This window comes from Salipiger bermudensis, from assembly GCF_017309175.1.
Taxonomy (GTDB): domain Bacteria; phylum Pseudomonadota; class Alphaproteobacteria; order Rhodobacterales; family Rhodobacteraceae; genus Salipiger; species Salipiger bermudensis.
On the sequence record NZ_JAEKJV010000003.1, the window covers coordinates 79,736 to 99,508 of the forward strand.

General features: G+C 66.8%; 13 protein-coding genes. 3 read left to right on the forward strand and 10 right to left on the reverse strand.

Translation table 11 applies throughout. From position 1 onward, the window contains the following. Positions 1–111 precede the first annotated feature (111 nt). Positions 112–1,161, reverse strand: a complete 1,050-nt coding sequence (locus tag JF542_RS05235) for an FAD-dependent oxidoreductase (RefSeq protein ID WP_207075008.1) — start codon at positions 1,159–1,161, stop codon at positions 112–114. Then, entirely contained in the window at positions 1,158–2,786 is a 1,629-nt protein-coding gene (locus JF542_RS05240; protein ID WP_207075009.1) for a LodA/GoxA family CTQ-dependent oxidase, read from the reverse strand. The genes JF542_RS05235 and JF542_RS05240 overlap by 4 nt, the downstream gene beginning before the upstream one ends. A 335-nt stretch (positions 2,787–3,121) precedes the next feature. On the opposite strand from JF542_RS05240, the gene JF542_RS05245 reads away from it, so the two are divergent. From JF542_RS05245 to JF542_RS05255, 3 genes are all read left to right on the forward strand, one after another. Then, positions 3,122–4,804 carry a tyrosinase family protein gene (locus JF542_RS05245; protein WP_242533596.1) on the forward strand — a complete coding sequence of 561 codons (1,683 nt, stop codon included), beginning with the start codon at positions 3,122–3,124 and terminating at the stop codon, positions 4,802–4,804. Positions 4,805–4,851: 47 nt separating this feature from the next. Beyond that, a complete protein-coding gene (locus tag JF542_RS05250) occupies positions 4,852–6,351 on the forward strand; it encodes a hypothetical protein (RefSeq protein ID WP_207075011.1) in 1,500 nt (499 codons plus the stop codon). 125 nt (positions 6,352–6,476) lie between these two features. Continuing rightward, entirely contained in the window at positions 6,477–8,210 is a 1,734-nt protein-coding gene (locus JF542_RS05255) for a hypothetical protein (protein WP_207075012.1), read from the forward strand. 191 nt (positions 8,211–8,401) lie between these two features. On the opposite strand, the gene JF542_RS05260 is transcribed toward JF542_RS05255, so the two are convergent. The 8 genes from JF542_RS05260 to JF542_RS05295 all read right to left on the reverse strand — a co-directional run bounded on the left by JF542_RS05260 (position 8,402) and on the right by JF542_RS05295 (position 19,680). Beyond that, positions 8,402–9,796: a hypothetical protein gene (locus tag JF542_RS05260; protein ID WP_207075013.1), complete on the reverse strand. Its 1,395-nt coding sequence runs from the start codon at positions 9,794–9,796 to the stop codon at positions 8,402–8,404. A 22-nt stretch (positions 9,797–9,818) separates the two neighbouring features. Next, positions 9,819–11,597, reverse strand: coding sequence for a hypothetical protein (locus JF542_RS05265; RefSeq protein WP_207075014.1), 1,779 nt, complete (start codon positions 11,595–11,597; stop codon positions 9,819–9,821). Positions 11,598–12,075: 478 nt separating this feature from the next. Next, positions 12,076–13,530, reverse strand: coding sequence for an N-acyl-D-amino-acid deacylase family protein (locus JF542_RS05270; RefSeq protein ID WP_207075015.1), 1,455 nt, complete (start codon positions 13,528–13,530; stop codon positions 12,076–12,078). Beyond that, a complete protein-coding gene (locus JF542_RS05275; RefSeq protein ID WP_242533597.1) occupies positions 13,527–14,456 on the reverse strand; it encodes a DUF6963 family protein in 930 nt (309 codons plus the stop codon). The genes JF542_RS05270 and JF542_RS05275 overlap by 4 nt, the downstream gene beginning before the upstream one ends. Further along, positions 14,453–16,192 (reverse strand): ABC transporter ATP-binding protein, encoded by a 1,740-nt coding sequence (locus JF542_RS05280; RefSeq protein ID WP_207075017.1) that lies wholly within the window; start codon positions 16,190–16,192, stop codon positions 14,453–14,455. Before JF542_RS05280 ends, JF542_RS05275 begins: the two co-directional genes overlap by 4 nt. Then, positions 16,189–17,085 carry an ABC transporter permease gene (locus tag JF542_RS05285; RefSeq protein ID WP_207075018.1) on the reverse strand — a complete coding sequence of 299 codons (897 nt, stop codon included), beginning with the start codon at positions 17,083–17,085 and terminating at the stop codon, positions 16,189–16,191. Before JF542_RS05285 ends, JF542_RS05280 begins: the two co-directional genes overlap by 4 nt. Continuing rightward, a complete protein-coding gene (locus JF542_RS05290; RefSeq protein ID WP_207075019.1) occupies positions 17,085–18,005 on the reverse strand; it encodes an ABC transporter permease in 921 nt (306 codons plus the stop codon). Before JF542_RS05290 ends, JF542_RS05285 begins: the two co-directional genes overlap by 1 nt. 97 nt (positions 18,006–18,102) lie before the next feature. Next, on the reverse strand, positions 18,103–19,680 hold the full coding sequence (locus JF542_RS05295) for an ABC transporter substrate-binding protein (protein ID WP_242533598.1): 1,578 nt from the start codon (positions 19,678–19,680) through the stop codon (positions 18,103–18,105). Between the last annotated feature and the right edge of the window lie 93 nt (positions 19,681–19,773).

A 19,773-nucleotide genomic window follows, 5' to 3' on the forward strand; every position in this document is an offset into this window, starting at 1 on the left:
CGTCCGGTCATGTCGGCGGACAACCGGATCGCCGCGACCCGCTCGGCCAGCTCGAAGCCGTCGAGCCGGGGCAGATACATGTCGAGGATGGCGCAGCCCGCAACCGCAGGTTTACGCCTCCTCCCGAAGCGCAAGAGGCCGCCACTTGTCGTCGGTTCGCGCCCGCCAGAACGACGCACATGGCCAGCGCGCACCGGCCTCGGCATAGAGCAGGCGGCGCGTGGCGGTCTCGGCGCTGCGGGGCGGCAACGGCACCGGTTCCGGAGCAAGTCCAAGATAGACACGCGCGGCCTCCCGCCCGTCCGACAGCGCCCGCGCGAGACCAAGGCCCGACAGCGGATCGGACGCCGCGTGCGCATCCCCCAGTCCCCGCCAGCCCGCGCCGCCCGCGAGGTGCTCGCCCGGGCTGCCGCAGGGCACGGTGCAGCGGGTGCACTCGGAAAGGCCGCCGATCCGAGCGTTCGTCGCGGGGGCGCGGCCAAGGGCACTCTCCCAAACCGCGCCGGTCATGCGGTCGGTGACGAACCCTGCCGCGATCCGGCCGGGCCGCGGCAGAGGCAAGGTATACCACCAGCCCTGGTCCACGGCTTCCAGAACGAGCTCGACCGCGCCCGCGTCCGCCCCTGCCAGAACGCGGTGATGGCAGATCAAGTCGTCAGCCGCTCCCGCGGCCGCCCCGAGCGCCCGCGCCACGCGCCGCGCCCGGCCGCTTGCGTCGAAGATCGCTCCGGCCGTCACGTCACCGGAATCGCAGGTGATGCGCCAGTCACCGGGGCGACCCGAGATCCCTCGCGCGGTGGATCCGAACCGCAGGGCGGCACCTGCCGCCCCGGCCCGTGCGGCGAGATCCGACAGGAGCGTCGCGCGCTCGATGGCGAAGCCGAGGCCATACGGGTCGAACAGCGCCTCCTGCCGCACGGGCGGACCCGCGCGCCAGTGGCTGACGATGGCAGAGAGCGGCACCGCGCCGGGCGCTCGGGGCGTCCAGCCGAGCCGCGCGAGGACCGGGAGGGCTGCCGGCCCGAGGTGCTCGCCGGGTGTATCGCGAAACGACTCGGACCGCTCCAACACGACCACCCGAACGCCGCCCTCTGCCAGCGTCAGGGCCGCCGCCAGCCCCGCAGGCCCGGCCCCTATGACTGCGACATCGTGCACAGTCATGTCGGCTCGGGCGGCTCCGGAAGGTCGCGCTCGGTTTCCCAGTAGACGCCAGCGCGCTCCAGAACGAAGCCAAGTTTCGACCACTCTGCAATAAACCCGGCGGTATCGTTGATCCCGATCCCCCGGGTCCAGACCCTTGGCACGGTCTGCCCGAAGGGGGTCACCATGTCCGGCCTGTGCTGTGGCCACCAGCCCGGATAGTAGACCGGCCCGGCGAGCTGCGCCGTGTCTTCAGGCGGCGCCTTCGTCGCCCCGGGCGCCGGAGCGTCAACCGTGTCGCGCCGGCACTGCAGGAAATCCGCCTGCCAAGGCACGGCCATCTGCTTCGTCACGTCGCCGGGCTCGAGCTTGCCAGTGACCGAGGCCCGCTGCGCCTCCGCCAGCCGGAAGGGCTCTGCCCAGGTGTAGACATCGCGCATCATCCAGCCGAACTCCATGCCCGGGTAGAACGGCCCGCCACAGGCATTCTCCAACGCCGCACGGTCCATCCCCTCGGGCGTCACCGGGGCGTCGGCACCCGGCGTCGCGGGCGGCGCCCCCCCGGGTGCGCCCGCGTCGACCCAGCGGCGCAGATGGTCGTAGATCACGCCCGTCACGGCAAAGCCGGCATCGCCCTGCGGACGCCAGACATACTGGTCGGAATACAGCATCGGCATGTTCATCAGCCCACGATTGTCGCCGTAAGGGCTGCGGATGCGATCAAAGAGCGCCTTGCGGTCGCCGCGGGTTGCGGCCTCCCGCATCGCCATCTGGACGGCGAAAGCGTGCACCGGCCCGGTTCCCATGGTCCAGCGTACGTTCATGATCCGCAGGAGCACCGGATGCACGTCGGTCCAGTAGTCGGTGGTCGTTGGCCGCTCCTCCGGGTGGCCCTGCACCCAGAGGTCCCAAAGCATGTCATGCGCCGTCACCACGTTCTCCAGCGCGGGCGCGAATTTCGGCACCGTACAGATCACCCATGACGGCGCGGCGTCGAGGACGCGACCGTCAGACAGCGTGACCTGCGCGGCAACCCGCCCGTCCGAGGTATCGTCATGCCACCCGTCATTGTTGGCATAATCTTCGATCGGCTCACCCCCGGGCGCCGCGGAGTGCCCATGTCCGCCAAGGACGAGGAGCCGGCCGGCGCCATCGGTCAGCAACTCGCCAAGCGGCACCGCAACCGGCGCAGTTTCGGGGTCGGCCACGAATTGCCCGCTGTCGAACCGCACCGGACCCGCATGCGCACCCGAGATGGAGCGCGGCCCCGGCGCAATCTCGAGCCCGGCGCGCGCCGGGCCGGAGATCTTCGGGTTCCTCGGCGCGCCGGGCTTCTGGCCATTGAAGGTCAGCCAGGATGCTTTGGTATTGGCCACGGTGACCGTCCAGTCGATCCGCGCCTCCGCCGCCGTCACTTCGCCAAGGCAACCGCCCTCCGCGTCGTAAGCGAAGACGCGGAACTCCGCTGCCTGCCGCTTCACGCAGCCCTCGACCTTGTAGCCGCCCGGCGGTGGCGCCACCGGACCGGGGCGCACCGGACCGACAAAATAATCCGTCCGCTGCGCGGCAGGCCCTTCGCCGCGCGCATTGCCCAGCCGTGCGATGCCTACTCCGGGGTGTATCTTCAAGTAGGCTACGGACTGCATGGACATTCCCTGTCAATTCTCCGGATTGCCCCTCCGCATTTGCCCGCTGGCGCGGAATTGATCGGGCAGCGCGGCGCCCTCGCGAGTCATCGAGGCTCTACCATTAGGAGAAATTAAATCACAACACTCTCCAAATTGGTAATGCAAATCCGCGACACGTGTCGTAAGCTCTCATTCACGTCAGCGAATTCAAACTCTGCCATCCCGCGATGAGTTTTGAGAAAATGATAGAAAAACCACCTGTCTGGGACATCGATATTTCGCCACTCTTCGCAATGCCATATTGGATCGACGAGGCGGAGCGAGAGGATGTCGGATATTTCTGGACTCGCTGCATGGCAGCCTATCTCATCGACTTCACAGACTACGACAGCGTGACGACCTGGGCTGTCACGATCTACAACCACCTCGCGTCTCGCAACATGCCACTGACCCGCGACCAGCGGCAGATGTGGCCCGACGAAGCGCTCGAGACCCTCCGCGCCTGGATCAATGCCGGCTGCCCACGCGACGCGACGTCGACGCTCGATCCAGCGGAGCGGATCCCGCCGCCGGTGCAGCCGGATCCAGGCCTGCGCGTGCGGAAAGACATCACCTCACTGAGCGCGGCGGAGCTGACCGCCTTTCGCGCCGCGCTCGATGACATCATGCATGTCGGCACATCCTCACCCTCCAGCCCATGGCAGCAATGGGCCTATCTCCACACCAACTGGTGCCTGCACTACCAGGAGGCTTTCGGCTTCTGGCACCGCGCGTTCCTGATGTATCTCGAGGACAGGATCGGCATGGCGATCCCCTACTGGGACTGGATGGCCTGGGACGCCGCCGACCCCACGAGCCCGCGCGCGGGCCTGCCCCAGGCCTTCCTCGACGAGACCTACGTGCATCCCGACGGGAGCACCCGTCCGAACCCGCTGCGCTTTGCCGCCGCCAAGGATGGCCGATCGAAGAAATGCGACGTCGCGCCCGACCGCTGCACCGGCGACGAATGCCGCTACGTGCAGCGGCTCGAGGTCTTTTCCGATCCCGCCGATCCGGACCGCGCGCGGTATTTCGAAATGCCCCGCATCTTTCAGGAGCAGGTGGCCGACGCGCTGCTGTTCGACAGCTTCTCGACCCCGCAGGGCGCCTGGGGAGCGACCGGCGTGCCTTGGGCCAACATCCCGGTCTTCACCCCTCCGCAGCCCGACGACCTCTACCCGTTCCGGCAGATCAATTTCGACGGGCTCTACGAGCAGCCGCATGACAATTACCATGGCTGGATCGGCTACGACATGGCGGACAACGCCTACACCGCCTTCGATCCGATCTTTATCTCCTACCACGCAAACATCGACAGGATGCTGGAGATCTGGATCCGCGCCCACCCGGGTGCGCAGTACACGACGCAGACGCCGCTTCAGCCCTTCGTGGGACCGCTTGCGACAGCCGTGGACGAGGCCTCCCCCGAGCGCTGGCGCTATACCACGCTCGGCCAGATGGCGCAGGACTGCAGGCGACTGGGCTACGACTATGCGCCGGTGACGGTGCCCTCCTACCGCGCCACCCGCCAAGGCGCGGCGCAGGACAAACCACAGGCTGCGGACCTCTCCACGGCGCCGGCCGTCGCGGGCGGTCCCTGGATCGCCTTCTCCGGCGTGCGCTGCACCCATGACAGCTACACCATCGATGTCTTTCTCGAGAAACCGGACGCGGATGCCGGGGATATCGGCCCGGCCTGCCCGAATTACGTGGGCCGCTTCTCGCGCATCGGCATGGGCATCGTCGACGACAAGGGCCGCTGCATCCGACATGGCGTGACGCGTCTGATGACTGCCCGGCGGGCCGTGGCGGCGCTCGGCCTCTCGGGGCCCGAAGCTCCAGAGGTCACGGCGGTCGTCACACGCCTCAGCGATGGCCACCGGTTGGGCGATGACGAAGCCGCGGCGCTGCCGGGCTTCGTACCGCGCTTCCATTGGGGCGCACCGCCTGCGGACACCGCGGCGGACACCCCCGCCACACCATGCTGCGGCGGCTGATCGAAACGGACGACGGCAATGATTTCCTGAGGGAGGGACCCGGAGTGATGAGACGCAAGATTGCAGCGGCGGGCCTTGCCGCAGGGCTCTTCATTGGTGGCGGCACCGTGGCGGCGGCGCAGGACAGCCCGGCCTTTCCCTGCCTGGACCCGCCAGCACTTGACCCGACCGTCCCCTCGGACAGCCCGATCACCGATCAGAACTCGCTGAACTGCTTTGCCTGGCAGGAATTCATCGCGCTGAACTGGAAAGCCGACGGCATCGATGCGCCGGCAGGCCCCGATCCGGTCGCGAATTTCGGCGCACCGGACGACACCGGACCCACCGTTTGGGAAACCTATTCCGACATCCACAGCGTCTTTCTGCCCGACGGCAGCCCGCCGCCACCCTTCGGCGAGCTGCCCCCGGCGCCTGCCGCCTGTGCGGAAACCTACACGCCGGGCACGCGGGTCCTGACCCGCTCCTCCAAGGTCTCCATCGACTTCGAAGCGCCCGACGACATTGCCGAGGCCTTCCCCTTCGACGGCTCGCCCAACTGGCTCGCCGACCGGGACGGCAACCAGGTCTGGTACGAGATCATGATCAACCGCGACGAATTCGACTACATCGTCGCGAACCGCCTCTACAACGCGGTGGAGGGCTATCTTGCCACGCTCGGTGGACAGGAGGTGGATCTGCCGCGCGGCCGGACAGGCGGAGCGGTGGGCGCCATCGAGCTCAAATCCGCCTGGGTCGAAGTCCCCGACCCTGCTCAGCCCGTCTGGTCGACCTACAAGCTGACCGAGGCGCTGATCCACGACCCCGCGCATGGCAGCTGCGAGACTGCCACGCTGGCGCTGGTTGGTCTTCACATCATCCACAAGACCGAGAGCCAGCCGCAATGGATCTGGTCGACTTTCGAGCATGTCGCGAACGCTCCCGACGCCGCCGCAGTCTCGGCAGGCGACGTGGGCAACGAGTTCCGTTTCTTCAACCCGTCCTGCGCGCCGCAGGCGATCCCAGCGCAATGCGTCGGCAATTCAGTCGCGCGGCCAGACGGGACGCTCTTTTGCGACGCCTCCAAAGTCGGCTCGCCGACCGAGACATCCTGTACACCGAACGCTTCGCCTGGCTTCTGCGTCACGCCGGACTGTCCGCCGATGCCGGTACAGGTGGCGCGCGAGCACGCCATTGCCGACGGGCAGGACAACCTCGTCGCGTCCCTCAACGCCGCCGCACAGTCGATGATCCGCGCGGCCGCTCCGGACTCGGTCTTCGCCAACTACATGCTGGTCGACGTGCTTTGGTCGGACAGTCCCGTCGACGAGAACACGCCCAACCGCGCGCCATCGACCGCCCCGCTCTCGATCTCTGGCATGCGGCCCGCGCCGACCGAGAGACCCGTCGCGAACACCACGATGGAGACGTATATCCAGGGCACCACCTGCATCAGTTGCCATATGGGAGCGAAACTCGCCTGGCCAAGCCAGAACGATGCGCTGACGCCTTTTGCTTCGGACTACAGCTTCAGCTTTCAGAACGCCCGGCCAATCCCGGCTGGCGAGTGAGAGGAGAGACGGACATGGGCCCCACAGCATCACCTCACCTCTCGCGCCGCGGCTTTCTTGCCGGGGCTTCGGCCGCTGCCCTTGCCGCCGGCCTGCCACGGCCGGCGCTTGCGCAGAGCGTCCCGTTGTCGGCATTTTCGACACCCGCGTTCATCCAGGACCTGGCCGCCAATCCGACGCTGCAGGCAGCGTTGAACGACGCGTGGAACATCAACGCCAACGGCTGGACGGAACAGGCGATCCGCGGCAATCCCTTCACCACGCTCTTCGCCGCAAACCAGGATTACTACTACAACCCGCTGTCTACCGACCTCACCGGCTCTATCGTCGAGAAGGTCAGCTGGACCGCCTTTCCGAACCGCGCGGTGTTCTATCTCGACGCATTGAGCGACCAGCAGCGGTTCGAGTTCGTCGATTTCGGCTATTCGACCTCGGCGCCCATCGCCCCCATCCCTGCGACCACCACGATCTGCGCGGAGCAGACCGGTGGAGAGATCCCCGCGAATGGCCCCACGAACCAGTTCCAGCCCTACGGTCCGCGCGGCTGGATGGACGAGTACTGCGAGATGGCCGTAACGCGGGAGGGCGACCGCACCGATGGCCGGATCACCCGCATCGACTTTGTCTGCGAAAACCCAGAGTACTGGTACACGCTCTGGTCCGTTTCGCCCGAGACGGTGCTTGAAATCTATCAGGAGATCCTCGGGCGCCCGCAGATCACCCTTGCCGATCTGGAACTGCACGATGCCGCGGGAAACCCGGTGATCGATCCCGGCACCGGGCGGCCGGCCTACAATCCACTCAACAAGTGGAACCGCGGCCCGCACCGGACGGCCGATGGCGGCGGCGCGATGCACCTCACCTCCACCCCCAACACGCTACAGACCGAACTCGGGCTCGCCGGCGCTGCGACGGTCCTGCGCAACATGGGCAATGCCAACGGCACGGATCTGATCTGCTGCGCCCAATATGGCCAGATCATGCGCAATTCAGACCCGCATATCGGACAGATTTCGAACCAGATCGTGGGCTTCGGCGGCGGCTTCCGGGTGTCTCTCGCCGATCCGATCGGCCTTTACATCCAGACACCCACTTTCACCAATTACGTCCTGCCCGATGATCCCAACCTGCCCGAGGGGGCCAGCGCTGCCGATTGCTGGACCATCCTGCGCGGGCAGGAAACGCTGCCCGGTTTCCCGTCCAACTTCAACTTCCTCCTGCACGCGAAATTCGAGATCCCCCAGGCGTGGCGCGATGCCGGCGTGAGCTTCGAGGTCGGTGATATCGCGGTCGATGGCGAGCCGATCCGCTACGGCAGCCAGATGCTGCCGACCATCCAGGTGGCGCTCTTCCCCCGCGCGGTGGCCGCCGACACGCCGCAGGCCCCGCAGCCCTGCGTGGCGGGGCTCTCCGCACCTTTCGCCAAGGCCCAGCCGCAGCAGATCATGTATCAGGACCTCTGGGACGCATACAACGCGACGGCGGTGCCGAACGCGCGCGGCGTGGTGATGACGCTGGCATCGAACACGATCATCGTGGCGCCGCGGATCATGCCCGGGACGACGGCAACGCTGGCCCTGCTCGGCTCGGCGTTCGAGGCGGAGGGAGCGCTCCCGCAGGTGGCATTCTTCCGCGAAGGCGATACATCTCCCGACGCCGCGATCACCGTAACGGTCGAAGGGCTGGAAGACGTGGTCTACGCGGTGCCCGGCAACTCCGAACCCGGGCCGCAGCAGCTCCTGCGCCTGACGGTTGATGTCGGCGCGGACGCCGCGCCCGGCACCCGGTCGGTGTCGGTCGCGAATGCCGGCGACGCGCTTGGCGAGACGGCACCGTTCTTCCTTTGGGTCGAGGGATAGGGGCAATTGCCTGCGCGGCGCGACCATCGGCGCATTTCGACGGGCAGACGCCTCGTAGACGCCCAGGGCTGCGAGATCACGACCGGAGAGCTCGCCTCGGAGAGCTCGATGGCTCGACGCCGCTGCGATACCGCCTCGGCGCGCGACAATGACATCGAACGCGCCGGGATCGGGTATCGAGACCGTTGAGACTACTGTTGGGCCATTCCGAAGATGAAGCTGTAATCCGATGCATAGGCCGGCACCCCGTCCGAGCCACCGCCATCTTTGATCGTCGCGCCGGAATGGCACTCCACGCAGGAGACGTCCTGCGCATAGGTCTCGAGCATTGGGTTCGACACCTTGAACGCATTGAGCGCCGGGCGGAACGCGGTTTCCGACAGCGGCGACATCGGCGCGGTTGCTCCCGCGTTCTCGTCGACCGGACTGTCTGCCCAGAGCACGTTGACCAGCTGGTAGTACTGGAACACGCTGTCTGGGTTGGCCGCAGCGATCATCGCCTGTGCCGCGGCGTTCGTCGCCACGATCGGGTTCTCGTTCGTCGACGGCAGCGAAAACTGGCGTGTCACCTGGATCGGGTAGGGTTGGCAGGCGCTTCCCGGATCCACCACCCCGCCTTGGAAATCTTTGAGCGCATAGGCCGGCGACACGTTCGGCAGGCAAGAGGTTGTCGTTGCGTTGTCGAACGCCGCGCAGGACTCAGGCACCGGCATCTCGACACACCCGCTTTCGCGGTAGAACCGGTACTCGCGGTCGAGCGTCCCGGCATCAACCTGGGCCTGGTCCGGCGCATTGTCCACGTGATCGAACGTGGACCACGTCCAGCTTGGCTGCGCCGAGGTCTTGTGCAGGATGTGCAGCCCCACGAGCGCCACGGTTCCCGTCGTGCAGACCTGATCGCCACCGGTCCCGCTGCAGAACTGGGCATCGGCCGTCAGATACCGCGTCCAACGCGGATCGTCGGGGTCGGTGACGGACAGCCATGCGACCTTGAACTCCGCCGCTCCCGAGCTGTCGTTGAAAACCCCCATTGGCAGGTCGATCCGACCGCCATCCTCGACCATCGCCCTCTGGCTCGCCGCCTTGAACAGCTGGTTGCCGATGATGTAGTCGGCCTCCGCGTCGTTCACGAGGATCTCGTACCAGACGAGGTTACCATCCCGGTCGGCGAGCCACGCGGTCGCCGGCGTCGCCTCGTTGATATCGCTCCCGGGGTTGAAGTTGCCGTCGAGCTTCGCGGTCCGTGCGAGCTGGCGCACTCCCTCCGCGGCCTCGGGCGGCGCAACGTAATCCGCCGGAGGCATAAGCTCCGCCGAAGTCATGAACGTCTCGAAGACCGTGGGCCCGCCGCCCGGATCGCCGTAGACCCCGGGATCTCCGCCTGCCTGCGGCCAGGTCACCGCGATGAACTCCTGCCACGCGAAGCAATTGAACGATTGCTGGTCACTGAGAAGCGTGTCTCCCGGAAAGGTCGGACCCAGCGTCGGTGGGTTGAGGCAGGGGAAGGACGGCGCGTCCTGCGCCAGCGCCGCACTTCCGGAGCTCAGGATCAGCCCGAGGGCGGAAAGGACAAGGGGACGTGTCATGACGTTGATCTCCGCTGTCGAACTACTGGCCGGACCGGACAAGGATGTTGCCGGGTACCGGCACATCGGGATCGTTGCCGGGATTGGTGACGCGCACACCGTAGCTGCCGTCCGGCACGTCCGAGCCGATCTCGATGGAAAGATCGTAGAGAATGACCTCGTAGATGCCGTCCTCCGCCGGTGCATCGGTCTGCGGCATGGCGCCGTTCAATGTAACCGTGATGCCCTGCGCCACCGTGCCGTCCGGCCCCACATAGTCGATCACCGGCGCCATCGCGCCCCCAAGCACCTCGAGCGCCATGTGCGACAGTGACACGCCCGGCGGCGTCTCGAATGGCAAGAGCGGGATCGTCGCGGCAGAGATCGCCGGCTGGCTCTGAACTGCGTCGAAGACCGCCATCGTCACCAGCGGTTGCGCCCAGCCGTTCTGGGCCGAGGCGGGGCTTTTTTCGGCGACGGGTGGGAAGCGCGTGCTGTCCGCGAGGTCCACGTCCAGATAGGCAGTCGCCGCCAGCGCCTGGTTGAAGGTCTCGGCGATCTGGCTGCCATACAGGATCGGCAGCGGCGGCGTACGCAAGACCATGCCCGGAAACACCCGGTCCTCGTTCGTCGGAGGCGAGATGACGATGTCTGACACGGTGTAGCCCTTCTCGGCCGGCACCTCGAAGGTCGCGTGCAGGATCTGGTCGTAATGGACATCCGGCCCCGCCTCGGCCGCCGTGCGCCCGCGCACCACCGTGAAGAACTCGGAAGCGGGCGTGCCGTCCGGAGTCTCGTAGTTGGAGAAGTCCGGCATCTGCATGTACAGCGCGATCGGGTTGGTCAGCGTGATCGGCTTGCCGACATTGCGCACCACCTGGTTTCCCTGCATGCCGATATTGGGATCGGAGTTGCGGAAGTTGCCGCCATACTGACCCGAGCAGATCATGTTCGCGGGGCTGTACTGATCGCCCGGCAGATCCCGCAGGATCGTTGCCGCGCCGCCAAGGTACATCTCTGCGCCCACCGTATTGGGCGGGCTCGTCAGGTGCACTGCGCCGCCGCCGGTCTCCGTCGCCTCGTTGCCGTAGTTCCACTTGTTGAGCGGATTGTAGGCGGGATTGCCCGCGGCATCGTTGACCACGTTCCCTTCGGCATCGCGCAGGTAGAGATCCTCGATCACGACCTGGGGTCCAACAAGCTGCTGGTAAAGCCCCAGCACCTTTTCCGGATCGACCTCCCAGAGCGTGAACCAGTATTCCGGGTTCTCCGCCGTGAACGAGATCTTGGTGATCTGCCCGCCGTCGTTCCGGGTCACCACCCATTCGTTGTATTCGTCCTTCCACCCCCGCGGCCCGCCGACCCGCGAGCTATAGAGCGCCCATTGATCCTGCGGTTGGTCCCAGTGCACCACCGGACAGACGCCCGCGACGCCGGTCGGGATCGACACCGCGGCAAAGCTGTCGCCCGGCGTCTCGCCCAAGGCAGGATACTTGGCGAGAACGTCCGACAGGTTTGCCCGAAGGGTCTTCGCATACGTCGCGCCGTGCGCGTCGATCCACGTCTGCAGAACCGCGTCGTCGGCAAGATTGCCCTTGTCTGCCAGCGGATAGGTCAGCGCGGGATCGAGCGCATAAGGGGTGCCTTGCGACGTGCTGAAATACCAGTTCACCTTGTTGGGAAAGGCCGTCCACGTGATCGGCTGCACCGCCGTATTGACGGTCTGATCATATTCCGCCGGATCGAGGTAATTGACCCGGGGCGCATCGTTCACATTCGTCCAGGGATTTCCGGCGATGGCCATGTCGGTGAAAGCCGTCATGGCATCGGTCCATCGCCGCTGCATTTCCGCAAGCCCGTCCGGATCGTCAGCGAAATCGGTTTCCGCGATATCGGCTGGCGTGTCGTATTGGAAATCTTCCGCAATAGCAGGGACAGCAGCCATTGGAAAAAGAAGCAACGCCGCAATTGGGAGGCGAGTAAAGTGAGTCATACGATGACTCCAAAGCTAATTACGCCGAATGGCACAGGAAATGCCGTGTGGCGTGAGTGTTCCACGCCCGTCGATATTTTTCAACTTATAATTGTCTAACCGGGCACCCATCAACTCTGAGTTCCACTCGGCACAGCCGAGCAGTGCCCCTGTCTTCATGTGCATTCCCTATGCACAGCAAGCCCCCCCTGAGCATTGCTTTCCACGCGAACGGCCCCGGCTTTTCTTCGAGGCCCGGGCCACGATCGATTCTGCCAAGCTGGCCGCATTTCGCGCGGGCATGTGGCCGATTTCATCCGCGAAGGCGTCACGCGGAACGCGCAAGCAGCCTGCCGCAGGCGCTGCCCTCGTTCGTCTCGCCGTCATAGGCGCGGCGTCCGTTCATATAGACAGCGCGGACCCCGATGGACGGGCGCACGGGATCTTCGAAACTGGCGGCATCGCGGATGGTCTCGGGATCGAAGAGCACGAGGTCGGCAAAGGCCCCCTCCGCGATCCGCCCGCGGTCAGGCAGGTCAAGAACGTCTGCCGTCTGGCCGGTCATCTTGGCGATGGCGCCCGCCATCGGCAGCAGCGCCTGTTCGCGGGCGTAGTGGCCCAGCACGCGGGGGAAGGCGCCCCAAAGGCGCGGATGCGGGCGCCGGTCGCGGGGCAGCCCGTCGGATCCCACCAGCGACGGAGGCCAGGACAGGATCCGCTCCAGATCGTCGTCGTCCATCTGGTGGTAGATCGCGCCGCCGGGCCGCAGCCGGTCGAGCGCCGCCATCGGGTCGATGCCCCAGAACGCGGCGATCTCGTCGAGATCGCGCCCCGCCATGTCCGGATGCGGGTCCGACCAGCTGACCGTCACCCTCCGGCTGTCGCGTGCGAAGCTCTCGATCAGAACCGTCGAGCTGGCGGTGTAGGGGTAGACGTCGATGTCGAGCCGGATCTCGCCACGCGCCTCCTCGATCATCGCGAGCGTGGTGCGTGAGAGGCCGAAGGCGGCCTCGCCGCAGCACTTGTGATGCGAGATCAGCGTCCGTGCGCCGCTGCGCCGGGCGATGTCGATGGTCTCGGCCACCGCCGAGACCACGCCGGTCCGCTCGTCACGCATATGGGTCGTCCAGAGGGCGCCGACGGTCGCGACCTCGCCCACGAGGGTCAGCACCTCTGAGGTCGTGGCCGCCTTGGCGGGCGGATAGGCCAGCCCGGTGGACAACCCGGCAGCGCCCTGATCAAGCGCCTCTGCCAGATCTTGCCGCATCGCTTCGACCTCTTCAGCGCGGGCCGGCCCGGTCAGATCCTCCACCACCCGCGCGCGCAGAACCGTGTGACCGACCAGCGGCACCACGTTCACGCCGGGGGCGTGCTGGCGCAGCGCGTCAAGGTAATCGCCAAAGCGCGGGTAGCGGTATTCCTCTGCCGTGGCGATCAGGTCGAGCGGCGGCACGACTGTGTCACGCCGCGTGAGCGGGCTTGGCCCAAGGCTGATCCCGCAATTGCCTGTCACTACGGTGGTAACGCCCTGACTCAGCTTCGGCAGGCTGGTCTCAACGCGCATCGCGGCGAGGTCATCATGGGTGTGGACGTCGATGAAGCCCGGCGCAAGCGCCAGCCCGGCGGCCTCGACCACCTCGCGCGCCGACAGGCTCAGACCCGCGCCGATAGCCGCGATGCGGTCTCCCGCCACCGCCACGTCGGCCATGACGGGCGGTGCACCGGTGCCGTCGTAAACCTCCGCATTCCGGATCAGCAGATCGCATTCAAAATCGCCGGTCATGTCGCCTCGCTCCGTGTCCAGGTAAGGTGGTGGTCGCCCCGCGCCTGGGTCACGGTGCCGCCGCGCAGGATGCAATAGGCCTCCTGCACGACATAGCCCACGACCTGCTCCGCCGCGATCACCGGGTCGCCACGTCGGACCGGACAGCCCTCCCATTCCGGGCGTCGCCACTCCTCTCCCTCCGCCTCGAACCCCAGCGGTGTACCGCGATCCGCGTCGAGCAGAAGCGCGCGCTTGCGGGGGCCGGGGCGAACGCTGAGACCGATGGCGCTGCCCGAGCCGCTCCATGCGTCGAGCGGCGCCAGCGTGTCGTGGATCGCCGAGACCGCAAGATCCGCGAGCGCCTCGTGCGGCAGGATCGAGTTGTGAAGGACTGCGATCGACAGGCCCGGTTCGACCACAAGCGCCTCTCCGATATCGGGTCGTTCCGCCACCGAGGCCGAGTTTCCGATCGCGAGTTCGCCGCTCGGGGTCATCGCGATGAGCCCGGCGTCCAGATCCGGGGCATCCGCAAGCGCCCGGTCGATCGCCTGCGCCGGAGACAGCCCCTCGCGCAGCGCCTGAAGCGCGACGAGGTTCGGGGGGGTCCCGTTCAGGCCCGGCATGTTCGGCAGGCGGTGCCCGGTCATCAGCCCTGCATCGGCGGCACCGGGGGTGAACTGCGACAGGGGCTCGGGCCGGTCCGGTGCCGAGGACATCAACACCGCCAGCCGGGCCTCCGCCAGCGCCGCGAGCTGCGGCTCGGCCAGCATCGCCCGCGCCCCGCCGCGCTGCACCCCGAGATCGTGCACCGCGCCATCGGGTGCAAGCACCGTGAGGCTGACGAAACCGCCAATGGCACCGCGCCCGACGGCTTCGACCGCCTCGAGCCCGGCCAGCGCCGCGCGGGCGGCACCCGGGGCCTTCACTGCTATTCCTATGGTCAACTTGCCACCATGTGTTGGGGGGCGATCTCGGTCAGCGGCCCCATGGGCAGGGTGCTGGCGTCAAGCGTCGGCAAGGTGCCCCGGGTGCGGGTCGGATCGGGTACCGGCACCGCCGCGAGCAGGGCGCGGGTATAGGGATGGCGCGGATCGTTCAGCACCGCCTGCCGCGGCCCGATCTCGACGATCCTGCCCCGCCGCATCACTGCGACGCGATGCGCGACCTCCTCGACCACCGCCATGTCGTGGCTGATGAAGAGATAGGCGAGGCCGAGGCTCTGCTGCAGCTCGAGCATCAGCTCGAGCACTTGCGCCTGGACACTGACATCGAGCGCCGAGGTCGGTTCATCGGCGACGATCAACTTCGGGTTCACCGACAAGGCGCGCGCGATTGACAGGCGCTGGCGCTGACCGCCCGAGAACTCGTGCGGGAAGCGGCGCATGTGGTCTGCCTCGAGCCCGACGCGCGTGAAGAGCTGCTCGGTCCGGTCCTGCAACTCGCGGCCCTTTGCAAGGCCGTGGATCACCATCGGCTCTGCCACCAGCCGCCCGGCGCTGAGGCGTGGGTTGAGCGAGGCGAAGGGGTCCTGAAAGATCATCTGCATCTCGCGCCGCGCCTTGCGCACCGCACCACCAGAAAGCCGTCGCATGTCGGTCCCGCCGATCTCGATCACGCCTTGGTCAAGTTCCAGCAATCGCAGCACCGCCCGTCCCGTGGTGGACTTGCCCGAACCGCTTTCGCCGACCAGCGCCAGCGTCTCTCCCGCCGCGAGGTCGAAGCCCACGTCCTGCATCGCCGCCGTGCCCCCCGCCTTCGCCGCGAAAAGCCCGCGTTCGCGAAAGGTCTTGGACATGCCGTGCGTGTGCAGCAGCCGTGCGCCGGGACGTGAAGGGCTGTCGACCACCTGCCGCGGCTCCGCCGCCGCCGCATGGGCCCCAAGCCGTGGGACCGCCGCGAGCAACGCCTTGGTGTAGTCCTGCTGCGGCGTCTCGAAGATCTCGCGGACCGTGCCCTCCTCGATCTTGCGCCCCTTGCGCATGACGACGACCCGGTCGGCCATCTCGGCGACCACGCCCATGTCATGGGTGATCAGGATGATCGACGTGCCGAAGCGGGCCTTGAGGTCGCGCATCAGATCGAGGATCTGGGCCTGCACGGTCACGTCGAGCGCCGTGGTCGGCTCATCCGCCAGCAGGAACGCCGGGTCCGAGGCCATCGCCATCGCGATCATCACCCGCTGGCGCATACCGCCCGACAGTTCGTGCGGGAACTGCTTCATGCGGCGTGGGGCGTCGTCGAGCCCCACCAGTGTCAGCATCTCGCGGCCCCGCGCCGCGGCCTGCGACCGACTCATGCCCTTGTGCTCGATCAGCGCCTCGGTGAGCTGCTGGCCGATGCGCAGAACCGGTGTGAGCGAGGTCATCGGTTCCTGGAAGATCATCGTCACCCGGTCGCCCCGGATGCCGCGCAGCTGCTCGTCGCTCAGGTGCAGCAGATCCCGACCGTCGAACCGGGCCCTTCCGGCCTCGATGGTCGCGGCGCCCCGCGGCAAGAGGCCCAGCAGCGCCATTGAAGATACGCTCTTGCCGGAGCCACTCTCGCCGACGATGGCCAGCGTTTCACCGGCGCGCAGATCGTAGCTCAGGTCCTTCACAGCGACGTTCCGGTGGCGGCCCTTGCCGAACGAGATGGTCAGGTCCCTGACGGACAGGAGCGGGGCGTCTGTGTCTGGTGTCATCGGTCTGTCTGCCTCGGGTCGAGGGCCTCGCGGATGCCGTCGCCCAGCAGGTTGAACCCCAGGACGGTGGTGGCGATGGCGAGGCCGGGAAAGATCATCATCCACGGAGCGCGACTGATGAGATCGCGCGACGAAGACAGCATAAAGCCCCATTCCGGCTGTGGCGGTTGTGCACCGAGCCCGAGAAAGGACAGCCCGGCCGCGGCGAGGATCGCGGTGGAGACCCCCAGTGTGCCGATGACGATCAGCGTCGGCACCACGTTGGGCAGCAGATGCAGGAAGATCAGCCGCAGGTGGCCCGCGCCCGCGGCGACGGCAGCCTCGAAATAGGGTTTGCCCTTCTCCACCAGCACCACGGAATGGGTCACACGGGCGTAGAACGGGATCGAGGCGATGCCGATGGCAATCATCGCGTTCGTCAGGCCGACGCCGAAGATGGCAAGGCAGGCGAGCGCGATCACGATCTCGGTGAACGAGAAGAGCACGTCCACCAGCCGCATCAGGACCCGCTCGGTCCAGCCCGAGGAATAGCCGGCCACGAGGCCGAGCAGCAGTCCGCAGGACAGCGAGATGCCGACGGCGATCACGCCGATCTGCAGCGTCAGCCGCGCGCCGTAGATGATCCGGCTCAGCACGTCCCTGCCGAAATCGTCGGTGCCCATGAGATAGCTCGTGGATGGGGCGTCGAGCCGAGGCCCGGCCGCCATACGCAGCGGATCGTAGGGCGCGATCACCGGAGCGGTCAGTGCCGCGAATATCAGGACCGCCACGATCACGAGGCCGATCAGGCCGGACGGGCTGGCAAGGAGCGCCCGCCAGAAACTGCGCTTGCGCGGCGCGGAGGCGGTGGCGAGATCGTCCGCCAGCTCGGCGGTGGAGGATGAGTGGATCATCACGAATACCGGATGCGGGGGTCGAGGAAGGCGTAGGCGATGTCGATCACCACCGATGCCAGCGCGACCACGGTTGCAAAGAACAGGATGAAGCCCTGGATCAGGGGGTAGTCGCGCGACAGCACCGCCTCGATCGCCAGCCGCCCCACGCCGTTCCAGGCGAAGACATTCTCGATCACGATGGCGCCGCCCATGAGGTAGGCGAACTGCAGGCCCAGCATCGACACCACCGGCACGAGCCCCGAGCGAAGCGCGTGGCGGTACAGCACGATCGAGCGCGGCAGACCCTTGGCGCGGGCGGTACGGATGAAATCCTGGTCGAAGATGTCGATCATCGCCGAGCGGGTCAGGCGCGCCAGCACGGCGGCATTGGCGAGCCCGAGCGTCAATGCCGGCAGCAGCAGGCTGCGCCAGTCACCGCCCGCCACGGGCAACCATTGCAACTGAAGGGCAAACAGGAACAGCAACAGAAGGCCGAGCCAGAAATGCGGCATCGACACCCCGACGATCGCCAGCACCATGGCACCGACATCGACCCATGTGCCGCGCTTGTAGGCGGCAAGGAAGCCGAGGCTCATGCCCACCACGATGGCGATCGCAAGGCTCGACACGGTGAGCGCGAGTGTTGCCGGGAAGCGCGTCAGCAGCACGTCGAGCACCGGCTGGTCGCCGACGATGGAGCGGCCGAGATCGCCCTGCACGAGGCGCTCGAGATACATCAGGTACTGGGTCCAGATCGGCTGGTCGAGCCCAAGCCGCACGCGGATCGCCTCGAGTTCCTCGGGGGTGGTCTGGAAGCTGCCATACATGATCCGCACCGGATCGCCCGGCACCAGGTGGATCAGGATGGTCACCGCGATGGTCGCAATCCAGATGGTCACGAGCGCGGCGAGCAGGCGCTGCAGGATGAACTTGCCCATGGGGCATCTCCTTGCCGAAGGGAAGGGTCCGGCGCGCGGCGGGAGCAAGGCCGCGCGCCGAGGTCGTGAGGGGAAGCGATCCGTGGGGGTACGGTCCTCAGCCCCCGCTCACCACCGTCACGTCAAGGAAGTTCGGGTGCAGGAAGGGACCGACCTTGAACCCCTCGACTTCGGGACGCACCGCAAAGACCCACTCCCAGCCGGGGCTGTAGAGGCCGATATGCACTGCGTTTTCCATCAGGTACTTGATCACCGCCTGCACCTTCTCAAGCCGGGCGTCGGGATCGATCGTGGTGCGGGTTTCCTCGAGCATCGCGTCGAGCTCTGGCGATTGGTAGCCTGAATAGGCGCCCGGCGAGTGCCACAGCTGGTAGAGGATATCCGGGTCGTACCAGGACCAGGTCATCATGTCGAACGTGCCCGGCTCGTCCGAGGTGGTGTCCTCGTTCTGCGCCTTCACACGGGCGTTCATGGTCCCGATGTCCATGATCTCGATGCCCGCATCGATGCCGACCTGCGCCAGTTGCGACTGGAAGATCTCGGCCAGCTTGTGCCGGTTGCCACCGGTCCAGACGAACATCGTCGTCTCGAGCGGATTGTCCGGGCCGTAGCCCATCTCGGCGAGCAGCGCCTTGGCCTTTTCCGGGTCGTACTCGTAGCCGTACTGCTTGCAGAACTCCTGGTCGTTGCCGAAGACACCGCGCGCCACCGGGCACCACTCGCGGTTGGTCAGGCCACCGTAGATGATGTCGATCGCCATCTGCGGATCGGTGGCATAGGCCACCGCCTGCCGGGCGCGGATGTCGTCGAAGGGCGCACGCGAGGTGGTGAACTCCCAGAAGACGTCCTGACCGGTGTTCTCGGCGACCATGATCTCCAGCTCGCCGGCCTCCCTGATGGCCTCGATGTCATCGAAGGGCGGTTCGGCGATATGCACCTCGCCGGTGCGCAGCGCAGCAAGGCGGGTCTGAGCCTCCGGCACGGTTCGGATCAGCAGCCTGTCGATATGCGGGGCGCCCTCGTTGTCGTAGGGCTCGCCGTAATTGACGTAATCCGGGTTCTTCGACAGCGCGACCTCGCTGCCCTTGACCCATTCGTCAAGACTGAACGGCCCGGTGCCAATGGCGGTGGTCGAGCCGAAGGTCTCGGCCGTGTTGCTGTCGCAGATCATCGACGAGAAACTGTCGGCGAGGAACGGCAGGAAGGCGCCGAACTTGCTTGCCAGAGTGACCTTGAAGGTCAGCGGATCGACGACCGTCACGTCGGTGATCGGGCCCCAGCTGGTCTTGGTCAGGCTCGGCGTGTCGCCGAAGGCCCGGTCGATGGTGAACTTCACGTCATTGGCGTCGAACGGCGAGCCGTCATGGCACATGATCCCGTCGTTAAGGGTGAAGGTGTACTCCAGCCCGTCCTCGCTGGCCTCCCAACTTGCGGCCATGTTGGGTCCGGGGTTCCCCTCCATGTCGAAGGCGAGCAACGTGTCGTAGATCTGGTCCCAGACCTGCATCGACAGGGTGCTTGTGGCGCGGTGCGGGTCGAGACTGTCGATGTCGCCATAGCGTGCCCAGACCAGCTCCTGAGCGCTGGCCGCTGTCGCGCCGAGTGCCAGTGACGCCGTCAGCGCGAGCCCGGGCAGCGCGGGCAATCCGCGCGGTCTTCTGCGTGTGTCGTCCATGTTCCTCATCTCCATCAAGTCGCGGTGCGTCGCCTCGGATCGAGGAGCGACATGCAGACAAGGCTCCGGGCAGGATACAGGCCGGCGCAAGAA

Coding starts and splice junctions, on each gene's coding strand:
- JF542_RS05290 (WP_207075019.1), bottom strand. CDS start 18,005: ATGGGCAAGTTCATCCTGCAGCGCCTGCTCGCCGCGCTCGTGACCATC.
- JF542_RS05265 (WP_207075014.1), bottom strand. CDS start 11,597: ATGACGGCTTTCACCGACATGGCCATCGCCGGAAATCCCTGGACGAAT.
- JF542_RS05260 (WP_207075013.1), bottom strand. CDS start 9,796: ATGACACGTCCCCTTGTCCTTTCCGCCCTCGGGCTGATCCTGAGCTCC.
- JF542_RS05240 (WP_207075009.1), bottom strand. CDS start 2,786: ATGCAGTCCGTAGCCTACTTGAAGATACACCCCGGAGTAGGCATCGCA.
- JF542_RS05250 (WP_207075011.1), top strand. CDS start 4,852: ATGAGACGCAAGATTGCAGCGGCGGGCCTTGCCGCAGGGCTCTTCATT.
- JF542_RS05245 (WP_242533596.1), top strand. CDS start 3,122: ATGGCAGCCTATCTCATCGACTTCACAGACTACGACAGCGTGACGACC.
- JF542_RS05235 (WP_207075008.1), bottom strand. CDS start 1,161: ATGACTGTGCACGATGTCGCAGTCATAGGGGCCGGGCCTGCGGGGCTG.
- JF542_RS05285 (WP_207075018.1), bottom strand. CDS start 17,085: ATGATCCACTCATCCTCCACCGCCGAGCTGGCGGACGATCTCGCCACC.
- JF542_RS05270 (WP_207075015.1), bottom strand. CDS start 13,530: ATGACCGGCGATTTTGAATGCGATCTGCTGATCCGGAATGCGGAGGTT.
- JF542_RS05280 (WP_207075017.1), bottom strand. CDS start 16,192: ATGACACCAGACACAGACGCCCCGCTCCTGTCCGTCAGGGACCTGACC.
- JF542_RS05295 (WP_242533598.1), bottom strand. CDS start 19,680: ATGGACGACACACGCAGAAGACCGCGCGGATTGCCCGCGCTGCCCGGG.